The organism is Cryobacterium lyxosi, from assembly GCF_004403345.1.
GTDB lineage: Bacteria > Actinomycetota > Actinomycetes > Actinomycetales > Microbacteriaceae > Cryobacterium > Cryobacterium lyxosi.
On the sequence record NZ_SOGT01000005.1, the window covers coordinates 190,399 to 208,632 of the forward strand.

Below are 18,234 nucleotides of genomic sequence, written 5' to 3' on the forward strand. Positions count from 1 at the left end.
GGCCGCGGCATCCGCTTTTTGGCGTGCGTAGCGCCGGGTGCGCGAGCGGCGTTTTCCTGTTTCTCAAACGGGTGAATCCAGTGATGGCGTCTTCGGCGATATCTCGCACGGCACGTCGCTGACCCGAACGGCGTTATCTGGGCTCACAACCCCGGATGGCACGTCGACGACGCCGAAACGGTGTCGCGCGGCTGAAGCCTACGCTTTCAAGAACCCGATGGCCGCCTCGCGGAACGCCCGCGATGTGGGCGCATTGAAGTGGTTGCGCCCGGGAATCTCGAAAAAGCCGCCGTTTGGCGTGGCGTCGGCCAACACCCGGGAGGCGTCGAGAATGCTGTCCTCGCTGCCGGTGGCAAACAGCACCGGCTGAGTGGGCGCGTTTGCGGCGCCGGGCTGCGGGCCGCCGCGCATGCCTTCGACCAGAGCGACGAGCGCGGCGAGGTCGTTACCGGGCAGGGTCTTCGCCATGGCGAGATAGACGCCGGTGAGGCGGTCGCTGACCTCGCGGCCGTGTTCGAGGTGGGCGCGGGCATCCGCTACTTGAAAACTTTTGAGCGGATCACCGTCGGGAATCCCGCCGAGCACCGCCCGGGTGATGCGGCCGCCGAGGTTGCGGGCAGCCTGCCACCCCACCCGGGCACCGAGCGAGTAGCCCACGTAGCACACCTCGGTGAGCAGGTAGGCGTCGAGCACCGCCTCAACGTCGGCGACGAGCAATTCCATCGTGTACGCGTCGGGGGAGTGTGGTTTGTCGCTGGCGCCGTGGCCGCGCTGGTCGATGCCGATGACGTGAAAACCGGCCCGGGTCAGATCCCGGGTCCAGCCGGTGGCGTGCCAGTTGGCGATGACGCTCGAAGCGAAGCCGTGCACCACGACCACGGTCGGGTGCTCCGGGTCGCCGAGCTCATAGGTGGCCAACTGCACACCGTCGTGGGACGGGACAAAACTGTGCGCGGGGGTGTTTCGGTGCAACATTCCCCTATTCCACCACGGCTGCCGCGTAGGGGAGTGCCGGTCGCTTTCGAGGTGGCGCGGGCGCCGGGCGCCCCGATGGACGTGATCGTGGTGCACAAACTCGGGTGCCCCGAGTGAACTTAGGGTGGCCATGGGTGCCATCCGGGAGGGGGGAGCGCGGGTGCTCCGCGACGATGTTAAGGTGCAGCCAGGCGAGAGTGAGAGGCAGCGTGAAGTGATGGAGGACCGTGAGCGGGCACTCACGATCGACGACCAGGTCGTTGCCCTCGTCGCCTCCGATGGGCTGAGCTGACCGGGTTACGGATACTTTCCTAGCCGATACGGGGAATCAGGACGATGACGCCTGTGCCGGCGACCGACGCAGTGAAAGTGAGGAAGTGTTCAGGAAAGCCGTGCAGACTGGTCTTTTCGCCCGCGGACGCCGCGTGCGGAGTGTCGAACCAGAACCGCCCGCGCGACAGCCAGCGATTCGTTTTTCTGAAAGCTAGGCCTATCTCTTCTCCAACCACGCCCACCACACCTGTTGAGACTGACGCGAGCCGCATTCAGACTGTGCGTCGCCGCCGGAAGCGGACCCGCTTCCTGGCAGCCGGCGCCATCACTGCTATCGCCGCAGTTGTCGGCACCGGCTTCGCGGTGCAATCCAGCGTCGCAGACGAAAACGCGCGCATAGCCGTCATGACAGCGCTTGCCTCCAGCGGCGCTGGACACGACGAGCAATTGGAACTCAATGCGGAGCGCTTGCGAGCGCGTGCCGAACAGGCCTCTGAAAGTGCCGTGTCTGGTGCCAGCGTCGTCATCGCTGCAGCGCACGGTAAGACGGATGCCACGGACCTGTCGGCGTCCGTTGCCTCGCTCTCCCACGTCACCCTGCTTGCTCCGGAGCGCATCTTCGAGCTCGTCGACGTAACGACAACCGAAACCGCGAACGTGCACGCCTCCACGACCGAGGTCGATCGCCTTGCCGCCGAGCAGGCAGCCGTCGCCCAGGCTAGTGCTGAGGCTGCATCTGCTGAGGCTGCTGCTGAGGCCGCTGCTGAGGCCGAAGCTGCCGATGCCGTCCCGGCGGCACCGGCCCGCCCGTCCGCTCCAGCAGACCCCAACGCTGCACAGCAAATCGCCCGTCAGCTCATGGCGAACCAGTACGGCTGGGGTGATGATCAGTTTGGTTGCCTGGTGAGCCTGTGGGACAAAGAATCAGGCTGGAACGTGAATGCCTACAACGCCTCCAGCGGTGCCACCGGCATCCCGCAGGCATTGCCCGGCAACAAGATGGCCTCGGCCGGAGCCGACTGGCAGACCAACCCTGCGACCCAGATCTCGTGGGGCCTGGGTTATATCGCGAGTCGGTACAGCACACCCTGTGATGCCTGGGACAAGTCGGAAGCATCGGGCTGGTACTAGCGCACGGTAGCGGTACGTCGTAGCCAGGCGGTTCCCGATGCGTCACGTTCTCGTCAGGTAGGAACCAGGCGATCCACGTCGGCGCGCTCCGAGTGCGGCATCCCGCCCATCGCGCCGCTAGTTTGAGCCACCCAGGAACCCAAACTGTGACATGCGCCTCGCGCGACGGGCCGATACGGATACGCTGGGTACAGGATTGTCGAGCGGGAGTATCAGTGAACGAGAACACGCAAGTACCCGGCGGGGCTATCAGCCCGCAGATCATCGAGGGCGTTTTCGACCTCGCCCGCGACGGCCTGACCGGCCCGCTGGGCGAGATGATCGACGCCGGAGTTCCCCTCGGCGTGGTCAACCCGCGTGGAGACACGCTGCTGATCGTGGCGGCGTACCAGCAGCACGCCGATACTGTCGCTGAGCTGCTGCGGCGCGGCGCGGACTCATCCGCTATCAACGCGATGGGCCAGACCGCCATTTCCTGCGCGGTTTTTCGAAACAACGAGGTGATTCTGCGGTTACTGCTCGAAGCGGATGCCGACCCCCGCCTCGGCACGCACAGTGGCGTGGCCATCGCCGACCAGTTCGGCCTGCCGCGCATGCGCGAGGTCATCGAGTCTCACCAGCGCGGCTGAAACACGAAAAGGGCGCCCCCAAGTGGGAGACGCCCTCACTTCTAGTCGAACGCGTTAGCGTCCGAGGCCGAGGCCGAGGTCGCCGAGGACATCGTTGACGATCGAGTCGACCGAGCCGTCGATGTTCTCAACGTCGACGCCATCGACGTCGGTGCCGACGTCGGTGCCGTTACCGGCGTCAACCGGGGCGGTGACGGGAGCTTCGATCGGTGCGACAACGTCGTTGCCGCTGCCGACGGACGCGTCGTTGCCGACCTCGTTGCCCGACGCGACATCACCGATGTCGTTGTTGAGCGAGTCATCGACCAGCGGACCGTTGACGACGCCGCCGTTCAGGATTCCGCCGTTGCCGACGCCCCCGACGGAGGTGTCGTTGCCGAGCACGCCGTTGCCGGTCGAGTCGTTGCCAGAGAGGTTGAACAGGTCGCCGATAACGTCAAGGCGGTTCTGCTCGGACGAGCTATCGGTGCTCGTGGTCGTGCTGGTGCTGTCGCCGTCAAACGCCTGGGCGGGGGCGACAAAGCCTCCAATGATGAGAGCGGATGCTGCGGCGCCGGTGATTCCCAGCGCGGTAATCTTGCGAATGTTCGTATGCTTCGTGATCGTATTCATGAGAGCTCCTATTCGTTTTTCTGTTCCAGTCCGAAGTTCACTCGGGCCGCACAGATGGTCCGGAGCCCTGCTCCATCCGGTTTGGTCGAGGCACCCCAAATGGGTGTCATGCATTGTTTTTGGTGGGGATAATGCTCGCCGTGACGTGGGTCGATCGCCGCCACGAGGGGCGTCCGCGGGTGGCGATGGCAAAGCCTGAGAAGAGTCTGGCAACCCCTTCCCGATGGCAAGCGGGGGAGTTTCTCTAAGCGAGCAGGCCCACGACGCGGTCACGCAAGATGTTGCTGCGCTCGGTGAAACCGCGCTGGCGGCGCACATACTCCGCCTTACCGGCGGCAGTCTCAACAGCGACCGGCGCGTAGCCCCAATCGGCGAGGTCGTAGGGCGAGGCCTCCATGTCGAGCTGGCGAATGTCGTGCGCGAGTTCGAAGGAGTCGAGCAAAACCTCGCCGGGAACGAGTGGGCCGAGCTTGATCACCCACTTGTAGATGTCCATTCCGGCGTGCAGGCACCCCGGCTGCTCCAGAACTGGTTGGTTTTCCCTCGTCGGTTGCAGTTGGTTGCGACCAATAGCGGCGGGGGTGAAGAACCGAAACGCGTCGAAATGGCTGCAGGCCACGCGGTTGCCGTCGACGACGGCGTCGGTGTCGCTCTGGCCGAGCCGCAGCGGCGCAACATGCCGGTGCTCGCCCTGGCGGTAGACCATCGCCCACTCGTGCAGTCCGAAACAGCCGAACTGGGCGGGGCGTTGCCGAGTCGCGCTGAGCAGTGAACCGATGAAGCGCATGACGCGCTCGTTCTTCTCGACGAAGGCGGCGGCGTCCACCTGGCTGTCGCTACCTTCGCGACGGTACCACTTCCAGTTCGCGCGAGGCTCGGCGGCAGCGCCCTGCAGCAGCACGCCGGCTCCTGGATGCCAGCGGCGCAACAAGCCGGGACGAAACGGGTAGTAGGTGAACAGAAAATCCTCGACCGGATGCGTCTGGCCGGTCGCCGCGCGCTCGCGGCGGCCACGGGTAAATGCGTCGGCGCGTTCTTCGTGGGCCTGCTCGAGGCCGCGCCACTCGGTGGCCCCGAGTACTCGGGTCTGGTCGGTTGAATGCACCTATCGAGGATACCCGCGGAACGTGACGGCCGGCCGAGGGCCGAGGGCCGAGGGCCGAGCCACGACAACCGGCCTGGATGAAGCTGTCACCTGAATCTCGACGACATACAGCATGGTGGCTGCAACAGTGAGGCCCCGGCCACAGCTGACCGGAATCAGGCGCCCAGGCCCAGCCGGAGCAGGGTCGCCTCGAGTTCGCTGCGGCCCGCAGGGTCGAGGCCGAGCAGCGGCAACGGGAGGTTGGGGGAGTGCACGAGGCCGAGTGTCTCGGCCGCGGCGGACATGACGCGCAGGCTGCCGTACCGCTGAAACAGCGCCCAGAGCGGTTCGAGCCGGTTGGAGGCTTCGCGGGCTGCGGTGCTGTCGCTGGCCTGGGTAGCTCGCGTGATCGCGAGGGCGGCCTCGGGAAAGAGCCCGCCGAGCACGCTGTACCAGGCGTCGGCGCCGCCGAGAAGTCCGCCGGCGGCGAGCCAGTCCCCGGAGACGCCGATCGTGACGTGCGCGGGAATCACGGCGCGGAGGGCGGCGATTCTTGCCGGCGCGGCCGCGGCAGCCACGCCCGGAATCTTGATCGACCCGATGTTCGGCAGCGCGGCAATGCGACCGTGCAGCTCATCGCTGAACGTGACATGGGTGGTGCCTGGATTGTCGTAGACGACGAGCGGAATCGTCGTCTCGGCCGTGACCGTTCGGTAGAGGCCGAAGACCTCGTCGTCGGTGAGAGGCTGGTAGGACATGGGTGCGAGCAGCACCGCGGCGGCGCCGGCTTCGTGGGCATCCGCGGCGTGGTCGAGAACCTGTCGGGTACGAAGCGCGCCGATTCCCACGATGACCGGGGTCGTGCCGGCCGCCGCGACTGCCTCCCTGGCCGTCAAAGCACGCTGTTCACGACTGAGGTAGGCATACCCTCCGGTCGAACCGAGCGCGCCGATCGAGGCGACGCCGGCCGCGGCGAGCCGCGCGACAAGGCCTACGAAGGCCTGTTCGTCGATGCCGTTCTCGTCGGTCGGGATGAGGGGGAAAGCGCTGAGCCCGGTGAACATAGCTGTGCCTCTTCGTCGGTGCGCGCGGAAGGGGCGCTCCACCATCCTCCCGCACTGTGGGGGTCAGAAGGGCGGCCGAGTCACGATACGGCCTGCCGTGCGCATATTTCGCGTTCCAGGGCTGGCCCGCGGAGTCGGTGGGTCATCCGCTCCTCGTTCAAACATCTCGGTGTCCTGGGGCCCCTACTTCTCCCAATTGGGCTTTTCGGCGGTGCTGACCGCGCGATTTTAGCTAGCGGGGCGCCAGGTTTGGGTGCGGTCGAAGTGGAGCCAGCAGTCGGGTATCTACGCGGCGAGGGGGGCAGCGCCGGCGAGCCAGCGGATGGCGCGCATGCCGACCCTGGTACCGTGTGGTTCGTCACCGTGGCCGCGCAGGCGTCGACACTCGACGAGGTCCTCGGCCGGTGTGATGTGCGGATCGCGGCACGAGCTGTCATAGCCGGTGTAGTCGATTTCAAGCAGGAGTTCGTCGTCGGTCATGGTGGCTCCACTTCAGCGGGGCACCTCGTCAGAGGTGCCGGGCGAATGCACCTGCCGGAGCAGGCGCGTGCCTCGAACCGATCGTGCGCGATAAGTTGGCACGCGATCTTAATCGAAGCCCGGTGTCACTCTCCGGCGGCGTCGGCGGAGCGGGTCTAGTCGTACGAGGTTAACTTGTCGTCGTGTGTTTGTCTGCCGAAAAGCGAAAATGTTTCATTTCATTGCACGGCGGTGATCCGACGTTGACCTGCATGAGTGCTCGTTCCACCCGGGCGTATCCTCGCACTATGAAACGTGCACTCGCACTCGGCCTGGTGACCGGGCAATTCCTTTTGTTGGCAGCTCTGGCCTTTCTACCGCACGGCACACTCTGGGCAACGAACGTCGGAGTGATCGTGGCAGCGATCGCGTTGGGTCTGGTCGGCGCCGTGCTCGTGGTTCTTGGCGTCGTCGGACTGGGGTCGGCGTTGACCGCGAGTCCGATTCCACGCGCGGAGGCCCAACTGGTCACCACGGGGGTTTACGGGCTCCTCCGCAGCCCGATCTACGCGGGACTCATGACCGGCGGTGTCGCGCTGGTGCTGGTGGGGGCATCCGCTTGGCACGTGGTGGCGTGGATCGTGCTGGTCGGGCTGCTCTCGATGAAGACACGGTGGGAAGAGCGGATGCTTGTGGCCGAGCACTCCGATTACCGCAGCTACGGTGCGCGGGTCGGGCGATTCGTGCCCGGTGTCGGCCGGCTTGTTTCAGGCGAGTGATGCCGCGGGCGATTGACGGCCCACGATTGACCCGACCAAGCGAATCCGGGAACGTTTCGGGAGCCGGGTAACGATTTCCGCGCGAAAGTGTTGCTCCCAGTATGACTATTGCGCTGTCCATCCTTGACCTTGCTCCGATCACTCCCGGCCAGACCGTTCGGGAGAGCTTCGCGGGGAGTGTTGCGCTTGCCCAGACGGCCGAAAAACACGGGTATGAGCGGGTCTGGTATGCCGAGCACCACAACATGCCGACCATCGGATCATCGGCGACGAGCATTCTGATCGGGCACGTGGCTGGGCAGACCACCACGATTCGGCTCGGATCCGGCGGCGTCATGCTGCCCAATCATTCCCCGCTCGTGATCGCCGAACAGTACGGAACCCTCGCCGAGCTCTATCCTGACCGCATCGACCTGGGTCTGGGTCGCGCGCCCGGCAGCGACCAGAACACCGCTCGGGCGATGCGCCGCGACCCGCGCGCTTCTGACCAGTTTCCGCAGGACGTCATAGAGCTGCAGGCCTACCTGCGCGGCCAGTCGATCGTGCCCGGCGTGCAGGCCATGCCCGGGGCCGGTACCAATGTGCCGCTGTACATTCTCGGATCGTCGCTGTTCGGTGCCGGGCTCGCCGCAGCGCTCGGCCTGCCCTACGCTTTCGCCTCGCATTTCGCGCCCGACGCGCTGCACGAAGCGATCGCGCTCTACCGCCGTGATTTCACGCCGTCAGAGCAGCTTGAAGCGCCGCACCTCATCATTGCGGCCAACGTGATCGCCGCCGACGACACAGCGGATGCAGTGGCACAGTTTGAGTCGACCCGCCGCACACGGGTGCGCGGCATGCTCTCTCGCGGGCCGGCAACCCCCGAATACGACGACGACCAGATCGACATGTTTCTGACCACGCCGGAGGGCCGCAATATCGCCGACATGATGCGCTATTCGGCGGTTGGTACCGCTGATGAGGTGCGCGCCTACCTCGAGGAGTTCGCCGAGGGAACCGGGGCCGATGAGCTCATTCTCGCTCACCAGTCTCCGTCGATCGAGGACCGCCTGCGCTCGGTCGAACTCACGGCTGGTGCGATGAACCTCGTCACTGTCTAGCTTGAGGGGCTAGGTTGGCAGCGTGACCCCGGACGCGCTCGTCGACCTCTGTCTGGGCCTGCCCCAGGCGGTAGAAACATTTCCATTCGGCGACGAGACGAGCGTGTTCAAGATCAGTGGCAACGGCAAAATCTTTGCCCTCGCAGCCCTGGCGGGCGAGCCGTTCACGGTGTCGCTCAAATGTGATCCGGAAGAGGGCCGTGCCCTGCGGGAAGAATTTTCGCTGTGGATCACGCCGGGCTACCACCTGAACAAGAAGCACTGGATCACGATCGTGCTCGATGGCCATGTGCCTGTCGAGCTGGTTGAACAGCTGCTGCGCGACAGCCACGCTCTGGTGCGGCCCCGGGTTCCCTGCGCCCGGCCGAAATAGCGGGGCTGGTGTTTCAGGTCGGAGAACGGATACCCGGACTCACACACCACCCGGACTCACACCCCCCGACTCACACCCCGGGAAGTGGATCGCCCAGGGGGTCGGCAGCACCCAGGTCGGCAAGGGCCATCCCGCCCACCGGCAGGCCGGCCCAGGACAGCAGGGTCCAGCCCTCCTCGGGCGAGCCAATGAATTCCACAACACCGGTGTTGTCGAGCTCGTGCTCTCCCGCAAAGCTCGCCGGTACGTTCTGCGCGCGGGCCGCGGTCCAGACACGAATAGCTGCGCCGTGACTGAAGACCGCGGCGACCTCAGAGTCCGCGGCTGCAAGCGCGATGTCGGCGTCGAAGCGCCGGAAAAAGCCGTGGCCGTCGTCAGCTCCCGGCATCCTCTTATCCAGGTTGCCGGTGCCCCATGCCATCACGGTCTCCAGATACGTGCGAACGGAGGCCCGATCGCGTAGCCCCTCAATCGAGCCGGCTTCGATCTCGTGCAACCCGGTCGCGACCCGTATTTCAAGGCCGCGATCGGCGGCGAGCGGCTGCGCGGTCAGGTGGGTGCGTAGCAGCGTCGACACGAAGATGGCGTCAATTGGTTCGGAGCGCAGCGCATTGGGGATCGCCGCTGCCTGGCGCAGACCGAGATCGGTCAGGCCAGGCCCCGGATGCGCGGTGTCAAGCCGCCCGAGAACGTTGCCGGGAGTCTGGCCATGGCGGATCAGGAGAAGTCGCATATACCCCTCAGCATAGGCAACGTGACCGAGCAAGAGAAGTCGGTGCGCCAACGGCCCCAGCGTTGAGGGTTTCGAGCGGCACCTGCGGCGGTTTCGTCAGATGTCCGTGGCAATCTCGAACTTGGTGAGCACGGGCGTGCCGGACAAGATCGGTCCCAAAGAAGATTTACCCGGTCCAGCACGATACGTGCGATAAGCGGCATCGTGCTCCAGCGAGACCCACTGTTCTACGAGGACAAAGTGCGTGGGGTCTTCGGTGTCGACGAGCACATCGACACCGAGGCATCCATCAAAGGCGCGGGTGGTCAGCAGAGTGTCGTGTAACATCTCGGGAGCCTCGGTGAGGGACTCGGCCTTGACATGGATATCGAGAAAAGCGGTGATCGGCATAGCAGCTCCAAACAGGGTTGAGATTACGGGAAAAATTCGGTTACACGTGGTCTATCACGTTGCAGTCCGGCATGCCCGGACCGATCAGGAGACAGGTCGCATAGTTCGAGCATAGGGAACACGGTGTGCCGGGGGGATTCAGATGCGCCGATTGCACGGCTGTGGCTGCTCGCAGCAGCGCCGGCGCGGGCTGGCAGCTGAGAGTGGCAGCATGGAGGAAATACACTTCGCGCGTTCGAACAGAAAGCAGTTTCATGACGATTATCAAAATTAACGCCATCACCGTGCCGAGCGACGGCGGCGACGAGCTTGCCCGCCGATTTGCTGCCCGTGCTGGCGCCGTCGACGACCGGCCCGGCTTCGAGGGCTTCGAGCTGTTGAAGCCGACCGATGACCGCCTCACCTGGCTTGTCCTGACTCGCTGGGCCGACGAAGAATCGTTCCAGGCCTGGTTGAGCTCTCCGTCGTTCGCCCACGGACACCGTAGCGAGACGCCGAAAGACGGCGAACCGGCCACGCGCCCGGTCGGTGTCAGCAGCGAACTGTGGTCGTACGCCATCGCTGGCGGTACCGGGCACTGACCCTGGGCGACGGACGTTTCGATGTGCTACCGGCTCGACTCAGGCGGGCCGATTTCGGAAAGCAGATAACCGGTCGGGTAGATCGTCGTCGCAGCACCAGAAGCAAAGACTGGCAGTTCTGAAGGTGCCGAATGTGCGGTACGCAGGTTCCGCACCCACAGAAGTGCACGCACTGCGGCGGTCAAACCACGGGCCGGCGATGGTAGGCCGAGGGCCACGCTCACCCGCACGTCGCCAATAAGCGCACCCAGGATTTCTCGGTCCCAACGGCGCACCAGGTAAGGAAGCTTGATGGTGAATGCGGGGAGGGCTGAGGTTGTGAGAGCAATGCCTGCAGCGGATGGCGCCACGTGTGACGCTTCGTAATCGTCGAAGAACACCGCTGCTTCGTCGTAGCTGCTGGGAATTATCTCGAGCCCGATGCGCTGCCCGAGCTCAAAGAAGAAGCGGTGTGCCGCTGCGCGTTCTGTTGGCTCCACGGCTCGCCATCCGTGGCTGTCAAGCCACCGTAGCGGCGCGATAAGCAGGCTGATCAGAACGTAGAGAAAATCATCATCGGTACCGGGAACGCCAGCATGCACGCGGCGCAGCAGGCTCACCATGGTGCGCCCCCGCTCGCTGTCAAAACCGTGCGTAATGATTTCGTACACAACAATTCCGGTATCCGTCGACCGTTTGCCGGGTCTTTGCGTGATCTCGCCGGTCGCGAGAAGTGCCTCCGATATTTGCGGAACGGCGAAGCTCCTAAAGTACGCCAGTACGAAACCTATGTTGACGTCGGTAGCGAAGTCATACAGTGCCATTTGACGGAAGGTGGCCTCCCAATCATCGGCAGCCACGTGTCGGGCGGCGTTTGCTTGAGCTTGTTGTTTAGACCTCATGACGACGCCGAGTCTCCGACTCCGGAGCATCGAGGTCGGGCGGCTCTGCTTCGAGGAGCTCTGTTATGGAACGCAAGGTCTCGGGAGACACATCCCCGAGCATTCGCGCAGCGAAACTGACGACCCTCCGCACGCGGAGGCTTTTCACAAACGTGAGTTGGGCGTCTACGCGGTCAGGCAGTTCGCCATCGGAGTGGAGCAGATATTCCGGAGGGATTCGGAAGAATTCACCGATTCCGGTAAGGAGGGCGGCGTCAGTGACGAGCGGGCCCTCGCCCGTGATCATGTACGCCCAGCGTGCTCGGGATAAGGCGACACCCTTGTTCTTGAGTCCGTGTTCGATCTGCTTGTAGGTATATGGGGTGTTGCCTTCGGCCACAACCACATCAAGGAGCAGATTGAGTTTTCGGGCCAGCTCCACCTGGGGGCTGACGGTCGGACGAGGGCTTGGCGTGGGGGACTCGTGCTCCGGCAGATTAGACAACAGTATTGATCCCATCGTGTCGGATCGGTTCGGGCGGCACCTGGGTTTGCCGTTCGACCCGATCGATGATCGATTGTTCGGCCGACGACACGGCCTGCGTCGGGTCAAGAAGCAGGGTGTCGCGAATTTCAACGTACCGACGGTATAAGTGCAGACCGGGCTGCCGAACGACGAGCAGGCCAGGACGAGTCAGCTTTCGATCGATGCTGAGGTCCGGCGCAGTCAAGAGCAGGCGGTGCCACATAGGTGTGATGCGCCACAACAACACTCGATCCAGATAGGTCTTTCGACCGGAGATGAGCCCGTCGACGGTCGCGGTAAGTCCGAGACCGACTGCCAGACTTAGCGGCGCGATGAGGAGGGCAAGAACGTACGCCACACGCGGCCACCCTTGGAAGATAAAACCCGGAGTCAAGTTGGATTGCACAGAACTGATCAGGCTGATGAGTGCATAAATCAGAACGCTCAGGCAGCCAAGAATCATAAATCCCAAGGACAACCTGATGACCATTCTGGGCTGCTTACGAATGTCCGACAAACATGCGTAGGCCACGGAGACGGCAAAAATTGCCATGGCGATCCACGTGGTCGAGGCATATGCGGTGTAATCCCACCGGGCAACGAAAGACTGGGAAATATCGTCCGAAATACGCCAGTCGCTGGAGAAGAACAGAATTGCCTGAGCTGTGATGATCAGGCTGGCGACGAGAGCCGTCACCCGTCGACGCCTCCGCGTGATTCCACCGACGGACACCGCTTCTTGAACGAGGACGTCGAGTAGGCCGACAGCTATGATCGTGAGGGCATGGAAGAGAAAATACGTGGCATTGATTCCGCCCAAAAACGGATCAACAAATCGATAAACCGGTTGTGCCTGCAAGCTCATGCTCATCGCGAGCATGATCAGGAACCAGAAAAGCGGGCGGCGTGTTCCCCGAATGGCCGAGGGTGCGCATAAGAGTACTGCGATCCAGAGGACAACGGGCACGAAGGTCAGCACGGTGGTTTGCATTACAACACCTGGCCAAAACCGGTCCGGAGACCCAGTGCAATTTTGGGCCCATCGCTCAACATGATCAAGGCCAGCTGGTCGCCGATGGCCTCGGCCAGGGCTTCCTGTTCGTCGGTAAAGCGGCTTCGGGCCAGTGCGTGCGCGATAGCGTCGAGGGGAATGAGTGGTGCGAGCAGAGCGATACGCTCCGCCGACAGCAGTTCTTTCTCTTGGTTGAGAATCATGTGGCCGTACTCGTGATTGATGAACTGCTGGCGGTGCACCCTGGACGCAGTCGGTGCATGGTAGATCCGTTCGAAATCTTCGCCGGCCACGGCGATCCAAAGACCGCAGAGCCCGGCCTCAAGCATGCGTGGAGTCGCACTTCGAATCACGATCTTCTTGCCCCGCACCGTTTCCATGTGTCGGTGCAGCAGTTCGGCCGTGAGCGGCCGGGGCAGACCGAGTTCGGCCACCATCATGTGCGCCCGTTTCTGGCGTGACTCGTAGCTCAATCCCGTACCCCCGTGTTGATACTCGGAGTCTACCCCCTTGCCGGGACGGGTAGACGAACTGTCGGTACACGGTCCGTGGAAGCCCTACGATAGACATGTCCAACGTTGGTCTAGGGGGAGGAACAGCTATGGCTTGGCTCGTAACTGGCGGTAACGCGGGGGCTCTGATGCCGGTGTCTGACACTGGTTATGGCCGTCCAGCACTCGGGCACAGGCTGCGCTTCACGTGGAATTTGCGGTCTTGGCGCCTCCGAGTCGGGGGCGCCAAGCGGCAAAACGGGCGATCGGTTTTTCGGGGCGCGATCGACGGCGTCACGATGCGTCATGACACGGCATCTCAGAGTGGGACGAACGTTGACGTTTTCGCGCTGAGGTGGTTGCGGGGGCTCGTGCCCGCCGAAATCGATCAGCGGGTCACCCTGAGCTTTGACAGCTGGTACAACGCGCAAACGAAGACGGAGGTCGTCACCGGCGTGGACGGTGCCACGACCGTGTCGAATCTGCTGGCCGTTCGTGCAGCCTGGCGCATCGTTCAGTCCGGTCACAGTGTCGTGGTTCAGGTCTGGTCGATGCCAAAACGTCCAAGTGCGTCCGGCGCCACAATCAGGGTGTGGGTGTGCAATGGAGACAGCGCCCGTGCGATTGAGGCCAAGATTTTGGAAGACAATCTGCAGCTCCATGGGGGCGAGTCGGCGCAGACTACGAAGACTCGCTTTGCGACCGGCTGGATTGTGACCGGGGAACCGGGTGGCGCTCGCCACTCGTAGTGACGCTTGCCGCGCCGCTCATAATCCCGAACGCTAAGAAACGTTACTTCGGGGCCGCAATCAATTCGGACCCGCCGTTAAGCTGTGCCAATGAGCACTATGCAAAATCCTGAGGCCAAGACACCCGTCGATGCGGCGCGTCCGGCCCGATCCCAGGCACTGCTGGATGCCGTCACCAACTCTGTCGTCATCGCCGACGGCGCTATGGGCACCATGCTGCAGGAACACAACCCCACTCTCGACGACTACCAACAGCTCGAGGGCTGCAACGAGATTCTCAACGTGAGCCGCCCCGATATCATCGCGGCCATTCACGACGTCTACCTCGAAACCGGCATCGACGCCATCGAGACCAACACCTTCGGGGCGAACTGGTCGAACCTCTCGGACTACGGGATCGAAGATCGCATCGAGGAGCTCGCTCGACTCGGCGCCGAGATCGCACGCGCCAGCGCAGAAAAATTCGAAGTCCGCGACGGCCGGGTGCGCTGGGTGCTCGGCTCGATGGGCCCCGGCACCAAGCTGCCGAGCCTCGGCCACACCACTTACGCCAACCTCAAGACCACGTTCGCCGAGCAGGCGCTCGGGTTGATCCGTGGTGGCGCTGACGCGTTCCTCATCGAGACCTCGCAAGACCTGCTGCAGACCAAGAGCGCGGTAAACGGATGCAAGCAGGCCATTAGCGAGACCGGCATCCGCCTGCCCATTTTCGTCGAGGTGACGGTGGAGACCACCGGAACCATGCTGATGGGCAGCGAGATCGGCGCCGCGCTGACCGCGCTCGAGCCACTCGGCATTGACGCTATCGGCTTGAACTGTGCGACCGGACCGACCGAGATGAGCGAGCACCTGCGTCACCTGTCGAAGTTCTCCCGGGTGCCCGTCATCTGTATGCCCAACGCCGGCCTGCCGCAGCTGACCAAGACTGGCGCGAGCTATCCGCTCACCCCCGAGCAGCTGGCCACGGCCCACGAACAGTTCGTGAAGGAATTCGGGCTGGGGCTCGTGGGCGGATGCTGCGGCACGACTCCCGCACACATGACCGCCGTGGTCGAACGGTTGCGTGGTGTGACCGCGAAACCGCGCACCCTCGAAGCGGACGCCGGCGTCGCGAGTCTGTACCAGCACGTCAGTTTCGACCAGGACAGTGCATTTCTGGCCATCGGGGAGCGCACCAACGCCAACGGCTCGCGCGCATTTCGGGACGCGATGCTTGCTGAAAACTGGGACGACTGCGTCGACATCGCCCGCAGCCAGGTGCGTGACGGCGCCCACCTGCTCGACGTCTGCATCGACTACGTCGGCCGCGATGGCGTTGCCGACATGAAGCAGGTCGTCTCCCGACTGGCCAGCGCCTCGACCCTGCCACTCGTCGTCGACTCCACCGAGCCGGCCGTGCTGCAGGCCGGCATGGAACTCATCGGTGGTCGTCCGGTGGTGAACTCGGTCAACTTCGAAGACGGCGAGGGGCCCACATCGCGGTTCGGCCGCATCATGCCGCTCGTCAAGGAGCACGGCGCGGCCGTGATCGCCCTGACGATCGACGAGGAGGGCCAGGCCCGCACCGCCGAACACAAAGTACGCATCGCCACCCGTCTGGTGGATACCCTCGTGAACGTGTGGGGCATGCGGGTTGAGGACATCATCGTCGACGCGTTGACCTTTCCCATCGCGACCGGCCAGGAAGAAACCCGCCGGGACGGCATCGAGACCATCGAGGCGATTCGCCAGATCAAGGCGAAGTACCCCGGCATCCACACCACGCTCGGCGTCTCGAACGTCTCGTTCGGGCTGAACCCCGCTGCGCGCTCGGTGCTCAACTCGGTCTTTCTGCACGAAGCGACGGAGGCCGGCCTCGACTCGGCCATCGTGAACTCGGCCAAGATCGTGCCGCTCGCCTCGGTGCCCGACGACCGACGCAAGGTGGCGCTCGACCTGGTCTGGGACCGCCGCGAATACGACGCCGAGGGCACCCTCACCTACGATCCGCTGGTGGCCCTGCTCGACCTGTTCGCCGGCGTCGACTCCGCCGCTCTGAAAGACGAGCGCGCCGCCGAACTCGCCGCCCTGCCCGTGGGCGAACGCCTCGAACGCCGCATCATCGACGGAGAAGCCAAGGGCCTCGAAGCTGACCTCGACCTGGCCCGAGCCGGGGGGTTGAGCGCCCTCGATATCGTCAACGTGCACCTGCTCGTTGGCATGCAGGTCGTCGGCGCACGCTTCGGCAGCGGCGAGATGCAGCTGCCCTTTGTGCTGCAATCAGCTGAGGTGATGAAAGCGGCCGTGGCCCTGCTCGAGCCGCACATGGAGAAATCCGAAGCGGCCGGCAAGGGCACGATCGTGCTCGGCACCGTGCGCGGTGACGTGCACGACATCGGCAAGAACCTCGTCGACATCATCCTCACCAACAACGGCTACGACGTGATCAACATCGGCATCAAACAATCGATAGCGGAGTTTATCCGGGTCGCCGAGGAGAACAACGCCGACGTCATCGGCATGAGCGGGCTGCTCGTGAAATCCACCGTGGTGATGAAGGAGAACCTGCTCGAGCTTGAGTCGCGCGGCTTCGCCGACAAATGGCCGATTCTGCTCGGCGGCGCGGCCCTCACCCGTTCCTACGTCGAGGACGACCTCGACAGCGTCTTCGCCGGGCAGGTGCGCTACGCCCGCGATGCCTTCGAGGGCCTCGCCTTGATGGAACCGCTCGTGGCCATCGCCCGCGGCGCCGACCCAGCCTCGGTAGGACTGCCGCCGCTGAAGAAACGTATTCACAAGAAGAGTCTGCTCACCTTGACCGAACCCGAAGAGATGCCCGGGCGTTCCGAGGTCGCGAGCGACAACCCGATCCCGGTACCGCCGTTCTGGGGCACCCGCATCGTCAAGGGTGTGGCCCTCGCCGATTTCTCGGCCTTTCTCGACGAACGCGCCACCTTCATGGGGCAGTGGGGGCTCAAGCCCAGCCGGGCCGAAGACGGCGCCAGCTACCAGGAATTGGTCGACACCGTTGGTCGGCCGCGCCTGCGCTACTGGCTCGACCGCATCCTGGGCGAGGGCATGCTTGACGCCTCAGTCGCCTACGGCTACTTTCCTGTCGTCGCCGACGGCGACGACATGGTCGTGCTGCACCACGGCGATGACCCGACCGGGCGCCTCGGCCAGGCCGGGCTGCTCGCGCCCGACGGCGGCTCCGGGGGCGAGCTTGGCACTGACCGGCTGCGGTTCAACTTTCCGCGGCAACGCCGAGACAAACACCTGTGCCTGGCTGATTTCGTGCGCGGTCGCGACACCGGGTCGTCACAAGAACGCGGGCAAACGGATGTCGTCGCCCTCCAGCTGGTCACCGCCGGCTCGCACGTCGACGAGGTGACCGCCAAGATGTTCGCCGAGAACCAGTACCGCGACTATATGGAACTCAACGGACTCACCATGCAGCTCACTGAGGCCCTCGCCGAGTATTGGCACTCGCGTATCCGCTCGGAATTCGGCGTGGGCGACGAGGACCCGAGTGATGTGGCCGGCATGTTCAAACTGGAGTATCGCGGAGCCCGGTTCTCCCTGGGCTACCCGGCCTGCCCCGAGATGGAGGACCGTCGCAAAGTGGTCGAGCTGCTCAAGCCTGAGCGGATGGGCGTGGTCTTGTCGGAGGAGCTGCAGCTGCACCCCGAGCAGTCGACCGACGCGTTCGTGTTTCACCACCCGGAGGCAAAGTACTTCTCGGTGTAGTCGAACGGCGCGAGTCGAACGGCGCGAGTCGAACGGCGCGAGTCGAACGGCGCGAGTCGAACGGCGCGAGTCGAGCGGCGGTGAGTCGAGCGGCGCGGCGGCTTTTGCCGTGGATCGCTTGACGGTAAGGGCATTCTTTTACGGTGGGGTGAGCGCACGCTTCAGCAAGAACCCCGGTCAGTAGGATTTATTTATGCGGTTGAAGGGGTACGAATCGTCGGTAACGTTGGAACCCGTTCGATATGAGCTCGCGAACCCTGCGGGCGATGAGTGGGATGACAATTGGCTGGTCATCAAGGGGGACGTATCGTCGCCTGACGCGGAGTGGCAATTTGCTGTTCCGTGTTTGACGACGTTTGAAGCGAAGCGCATTTCGGCTTGGTTGCGCAGCGTGGCCAACGGTGACGTCCCCGTAAGCGCCATTGGAGACGCCGGGGTTGTGCCGTCGCTCGAATTTACCGAACCTAATCTTGCGTTCAGTGTTGGCAGCTATCAGGGCGGGTTGATGTCGGTCAGGGTGCACTTTGCGCTTGAAAGCATGCCTGTCGGCCAGAGCAGCGATGAGCGTGATCAGTTTTGGGTGGGAATCGCAGTGACGGCTGCAGATCTTGACTCGTCGGCCAATCAGTGGGACAAAGCGCTCTCAGTCTTCCCGGCCCGCTAAGCGCTGGGCGGATTCAAGCGGTC

22 protein-coding genes are annotated in these 18,234 nt (G+C 64.0%); 10 read left to right on the plus strand and 12 right to left on the minus strand.

The genetic code is table 11. The features are described 5' to 3' along the window. Positions 1-198: 198 nt before the first annotated feature. Entirely contained in the window at positions 199-975 is a 777-nt protein-coding gene (locus tag E3T27_RS04820; protein WP_104195657.1) for an alpha/beta fold hydrolase, read from the minus strand. Between the two features lie 130 nt (positions 976-1,105). Here E3T27_RS04820 and E3T27_RS16470 point away from each other — a divergent pair, with 130 nt between their 5' ends. Next, positions 1,106-1,267, plus strand: a complete 162-nt coding sequence (locus tag E3T27_RS16470; protein WP_158251797.1) for a hypothetical protein — start codon at positions 1,106-1,108, stop codon at positions 1,265-1,267. 19 nt (positions 1,268-1,286) lie between these two features. Here the strand turns inward: E3T27_RS16470 and E3T27_RS16810 are convergent, their stop codons facing one another. Beyond that, entirely contained in the window at positions 1,287-1,520 is a 234-nt protein-coding gene (locus E3T27_RS16810; RefSeq protein ID WP_206750150.1) for a hypothetical protein, read from the minus strand. A gap of 7 nt (positions 1,521-1,527) precedes the next feature. Here E3T27_RS16810 and E3T27_RS16695 point away from each other — a divergent pair, with 7 nt between their 5' ends. Further along, positions 1,528-2,379: an aggregation-promoting factor C-terminal-like domain-containing protein gene (locus tag E3T27_RS16695; protein ID WP_134571764.1), complete on the plus strand. Its 852-nt coding sequence runs from the start codon at positions 1,528-1,530 to the stop codon at positions 2,377-2,379. A gap of 215 nt (positions 2,380-2,594) precedes the next feature. Then, a complete protein-coding gene (locus E3T27_RS04830) occupies positions 2,595-3,008 on the plus strand; it encodes an ankyrin repeat domain-containing protein (RefSeq protein WP_198416485.1) in 414 nt (137 codons plus the stop codon). A gap of 54 nt (positions 3,009-3,062) precedes the next feature. Here E3T27_RS04830 and E3T27_RS04835 read toward each other — a convergent pair whose 3' ends face one another. The 4 genes from E3T27_RS04835 to E3T27_RS04850 all read right to left on the minus strand — a co-directional run bounded on the left by E3T27_RS04835 (position 3,063) and on the right by E3T27_RS04850 (position 6,248). Next, on the minus strand, positions 3,063-3,620 hold the full coding sequence (locus E3T27_RS04835) for a hypothetical protein (RefSeq protein ID WP_104195660.1): 558 nt from the start codon (positions 3,618-3,620) through the stop codon (positions 3,063-3,065). Positions 3,621-3,864: 244 nt separating this feature from the next. Further along, a complete protein-coding gene (locus E3T27_RS04840) occupies positions 3,865-4,725 on the minus strand; it encodes a 3-methyladenine DNA glycosylase (protein WP_134571765.1) in 861 nt (286 codons plus the stop codon). A gap of 155 nt (positions 4,726-4,880) precedes the next feature. Beyond that, positions 4,881-5,768 (minus strand): dihydrodipicolinate synthase family protein, encoded by an 888-nt coding sequence (locus tag E3T27_RS04845; protein WP_134571766.1) that lies wholly within the window; start codon positions 5,766-5,768, stop codon positions 4,881-4,883. Positions 5,769-6,053: 285 nt separating this feature from the next. Continuing rightward, positions 6,054-6,248 (minus strand): hypothetical protein, encoded by a 195-nt coding sequence (locus E3T27_RS04850; protein ID WP_104195663.1) that lies wholly within the window; start codon positions 6,246-6,248, stop codon positions 6,054-6,056. Between the two features lie 287 nt (positions 6,249-6,535). Here E3T27_RS04850 and E3T27_RS04855 point away from each other — a divergent pair, with 287 nt between their 5' ends. From E3T27_RS04855 to E3T27_RS04865, 3 genes are all read left to right on the plus strand, one after another. Continuing rightward, the gene (locus E3T27_RS04855; protein WP_166786102.1) at positions 6,536-7,006 is read left to right on the plus strand and encodes a methyltransferase family protein; all 471 of its coding nucleotides are present in this window, start codon (positions 6,536-6,538) and stop codon (positions 7,004-7,006) included. 101 nt (positions 7,007-7,107) lie between these two features. Beyond that, positions 7,108-8,106: an LLM class flavin-dependent oxidoreductase gene (locus tag E3T27_RS04860; protein WP_134571768.1), complete on the plus strand. Its 999-nt coding sequence runs from the start codon at positions 7,108-7,110 to the stop codon at positions 8,104-8,106. A gap of 22 nt (positions 8,107-8,128) precedes the next feature. Further along, positions 8,129-8,479 (plus strand): MmcQ/YjbR family DNA-binding protein, encoded by a 351-nt coding sequence (locus E3T27_RS04865; protein ID WP_134571769.1) that lies wholly within the window; start codon positions 8,129-8,131, stop codon positions 8,477-8,479. 70 nt (positions 8,480-8,549) lie between these two features. Here E3T27_RS04865 and E3T27_RS04870 read toward each other — a convergent pair whose 3' ends face one another. Both E3T27_RS04870 and E3T27_RS04875 read right to left on the minus strand, forming a co-directional pair. Then, positions 8,550-9,212 carry a histidine phosphatase family protein gene (locus tag E3T27_RS04870; protein WP_134571770.1) on the minus strand — a complete coding sequence of 221 codons (663 nt, stop codon included), beginning with the start codon at positions 9,210-9,212 and terminating at the stop codon, positions 8,550-8,552. 96 nt (positions 9,213-9,308) lie between these two features. Further along, positions 9,309-9,602 (minus strand): putative quinol monooxygenase, encoded by a 294-nt coding sequence (locus tag E3T27_RS04875; protein ID WP_134571771.1) that lies wholly within the window; start codon positions 9,600-9,602, stop codon positions 9,309-9,311. A gap of 254 nt (positions 9,603-9,856) precedes the next feature. On the opposite strand from E3T27_RS04875, the gene E3T27_RS04880 reads away from it, so the two are divergent. After that, positions 9,857-10,183, plus strand: coding sequence for an antibiotic biosynthesis monooxygenase family protein (locus tag E3T27_RS04880; RefSeq protein ID WP_134571772.1), 327 nt, complete (start codon positions 9,857-9,859; stop codon positions 10,181-10,183). Between the two features lie 26 nt (positions 10,184-10,209). Here the strand turns inward: E3T27_RS04880 and E3T27_RS04885 are convergent, their stop codons facing one another. The 4 genes from E3T27_RS04885 to E3T27_RS04900 all read right to left on the minus strand — a co-directional run bounded on the left by E3T27_RS04885 (position 10,210) and on the right by E3T27_RS04900 (position 13,054). Beyond that, positions 10,210-10,986, minus strand: coding sequence for an oxygenase MpaB family protein (locus E3T27_RS04885; RefSeq protein WP_206750151.1), 777 nt, complete (start codon positions 10,984-10,986; stop codon positions 10,210-10,212). Between the two features lie 67 nt (positions 10,987-11,053). After that, on the minus strand, positions 11,054-11,548 hold the full coding sequence (locus tag E3T27_RS04890) for a hypothetical protein (RefSeq protein ID WP_233200512.1): 495 nt from the start codon (positions 11,546-11,548) through the stop codon (positions 11,054-11,056). After that, entirely contained in the window at positions 11,541-12,560 is a 1,020-nt protein-coding gene (locus tag E3T27_RS04895; RefSeq protein ID WP_134571774.1) for a DUF6545 domain-containing protein, read from the minus strand. Before E3T27_RS04895 ends, E3T27_RS04890 begins: the two co-directional genes overlap by 8 nt. Continuing rightward, positions 12,560-13,054 carry a hypothetical protein gene (locus E3T27_RS04900; protein WP_206750152.1) on the minus strand — a complete coding sequence of 165 codons (495 nt, stop codon included), beginning with the start codon at positions 13,052-13,054 and terminating at the stop codon, positions 12,560-12,562. The genes E3T27_RS04895 and E3T27_RS04900 overlap by 1 nt, the downstream gene beginning before the upstream one ends. 389 nt (positions 13,055-13,443) lie before the next feature. Between E3T27_RS04900 and E3T27_RS04905 the strand changes: the two genes are divergently transcribed. The 3 genes from E3T27_RS04905 to E3T27_RS04915 all read left to right on the plus strand — a co-directional run bounded on the left by E3T27_RS04905 (position 13,444) and on the right by E3T27_RS04915 (position 18,211). Then, positions 13,444-13,821, plus strand: coding sequence for a hypothetical protein (locus E3T27_RS04905; RefSeq protein WP_134571776.1), 378 nt, complete (start codon positions 13,444-13,446; stop codon positions 13,819-13,821). A 90-nt stretch (positions 13,822-13,911) separates the two neighbouring features. Continuing rightward, complete coding sequence (gene metH, locus E3T27_RS04910; protein WP_241992124.1) at positions 13,912-17,547, plus strand: methionine synthase; 3,636 nt, start codon at positions 13,912-13,914, stop codon at positions 17,545-17,547. Between the two features lie 193 nt (positions 17,548-17,740). After that, positions 17,741-18,211 (plus strand): WapI family immunity protein, encoded by a 471-nt coding sequence (locus tag E3T27_RS04915; RefSeq protein ID WP_134571777.1) that lies wholly within the window; start codon positions 17,741-17,743, stop codon positions 18,209-18,211. Positions 18,212-18,234 lie beyond the last annotated feature (23 nt).